This window comes from Chromobacterium subtsugae (genome assembly GCF_001676875.1).
Lineage (GTDB): Bacteria > Pseudomonadota > Gammaproteobacteria > Burkholderiales > Chromobacteriaceae > Chromobacterium > Chromobacterium subtsugae.
This window is the reverse complement of record NZ_JYKA01000042.1, coordinates 1-1,707: the sequence shown is the minus strand read 5'-3', so window position 1 is coordinate 1,707 and position 1,707 is coordinate 1. Positions and strand designations below refer to the sequence as shown.

Annotated in this window: 3 protein-coding genes; all 3 read left to right on the top strand. The window is 63.7% G+C overall.

Annotation, left to right across the window (positions count from 1 at the left end):
- Positions 1 to 532, top strand: a 532-nt coding sequence (locus MY55_RS22280; protein ID WP_065203057.1) for a hypothetical protein, incomplete at its 5' end; no start/stop codon positions are given.
- Positions 533 to 568: 36 nt separating this feature from the next.
- Positions 569 to 1,315: a MotA/TolQ/ExbB proton channel family protein gene (locus MY55_RS22275; protein ID WP_043573190.1), complete on the top strand. Its 747-nt coding sequence runs from the start codon at positions 569 to 571 to the stop codon at positions 1,313 to 1,315.
- A 6-nt stretch (positions 1,316 to 1,321) separates the two neighbouring features.
- A partial coding sequence (locus MY55_RS22270) for an ExbD/TolR family protein (protein ID WP_065203058.1) occupies positions 1,322 to 1,707 on the top strand: 386 nt, incomplete at its 3' end.

Below are 1,707 nucleotides of genomic sequence, written 5' to 3'. Positions count from 1 at the left end.
CGTGGTCAAGGTGATCCAGCAGAAAGTGGAAGTGTCGGTGATCAGCGAACCGCCGCCGCCGCCACCGCCGCCGCCGCCGAAGATCGAGAAAGTGGTGCAGCCGACGGCGGCGCCGAAGCCGCAAGCGTATGTGCCGCCGGTCGTGAATCCGCCGCCGGTCGTGCAATCGGCGAACGCGATCCAGTCGGTGACATCGGATCCGAAGCCGCAACCCGCGCCGACGCCGGCGCCGGTGGTGGAAGCGCCGAAAGGGCCGATTTCGGCGAAAGCCAACTGCAGCCACCTGGAAGCGCCGGAGTACCCGAGCAAAGCGCAGGAAGACGAAATCCAGGGCGTGGTGCGGGTGGTGTTCGGCGTAGGCGCGGACGGCAAATTCAGCGGGATCAGCAATATCGGTTTCGACGGCAGCATCCCGCCGCGCTACCGCAGCAGCTTCAAGTCGGCGATCAGCGCCGCATTGCAAGGCTACACCTGCCAGGCCAATTCCCAGCTGACGCAGGAATTCGGCTTCAAACTCGACTCTGGCTCCTAAGACCAGGGCATCTCAAGACACAAAGGAGTAAATACCATGGCTAAATTCACACAAGCTCTGCTGGGCAAGGCACTGGCTGCGGCCGCGGCGCTGAGCGCGCTGCCGGCGATGGCGGCGGAGACGGTGACCACGGACAACCCGTACGGCATCGACGCGCTGTGGTCGCAAGGCGACTTCGTGGCGCGCGGCACGCTGATCATTCTGCTGATCATGTCGGCCTCCACCTGGTACGTGGGCATCGTCAAGCTGCTGGAGCAACGCCGCCTGATCAAGCAGGGTCACGAATTGCTGGGCCACCACGGCGTGGACCTGCAAAAAGCCGCCAGCGAACTGGCGGACGAAGGCATGTACAGCGCGGTAGCGCAAGCCGGCATCGAAGCGGCGAGCGAACACAAGGGCGAACTGTCCAACCGCGTGGACCTGAACACCTGGGTGTCGATGGCGATTTCTGACGCGGTGGACTCCGCCAGCCATCACATGCAAAACGGCCTGTCGGTGATCGCCACCGTAGGTTCGACCGCGCCGTTCGTCGGCCTGTTCGGCACGGTATGGGGCATTTACCACGCGCTGGTGAAGATCGGCACCTCGGGGCAGGCCTCCATCGACAAGGTGGCCGGTCCGGTGGGCGAAGCGCTGATCATGACCGCGATCGGTCTGGCGGTGGCGGTGCCGGCGGTGCTGGGTTACAACTGGCTGGTGCGCCGCAACAAGCTGGTGCTGGACAACGTACGCGTGGTGTCCGGCCGACTGCACGCCAGCCTGCTGAACAACCCGACCCGGTAATTGGCCATGGCCCGTTATAAACGCTTTGGCCACGGCAAGGGAGACGAGGATCAGGTGCTGTCGGCGATCAACACCACGCCATTGGTGGACGTGATGTTGGTGCTGCTGATCATCTTCCTGATCACCGTGCCGGTGGTGACGCAAACGGTGAAGATGACGCTGCCGAAAGAGCAGAACATCCCGACGCAGACGAAGCCGGAAAACATCGTGCTGGGTGTGGACACGCACAACACGATTTACTGGAACACGCTGCCGATGAAGAGCCAGGAAGACCTGCTGGCGCGACTGGTGAAGGAAGCGAAGAAGACGCCGCAGCCGGAAGTGCACATCCGTGGCGACGCGGCGGCGAAGTACGCGCCGATAGGCCGCATCGTGCTGGCGGTGCAGCAGGC

Excerpts from the sequence above, each read along its gene's own strand:
- MY55_RS22275 (WP_043573190.1), top strand. The coding sequence starts at position 569 with ATGGCTAAATTCACACAAGCTCTGCTGGGCAAGGCACTGGCTGCGGCC.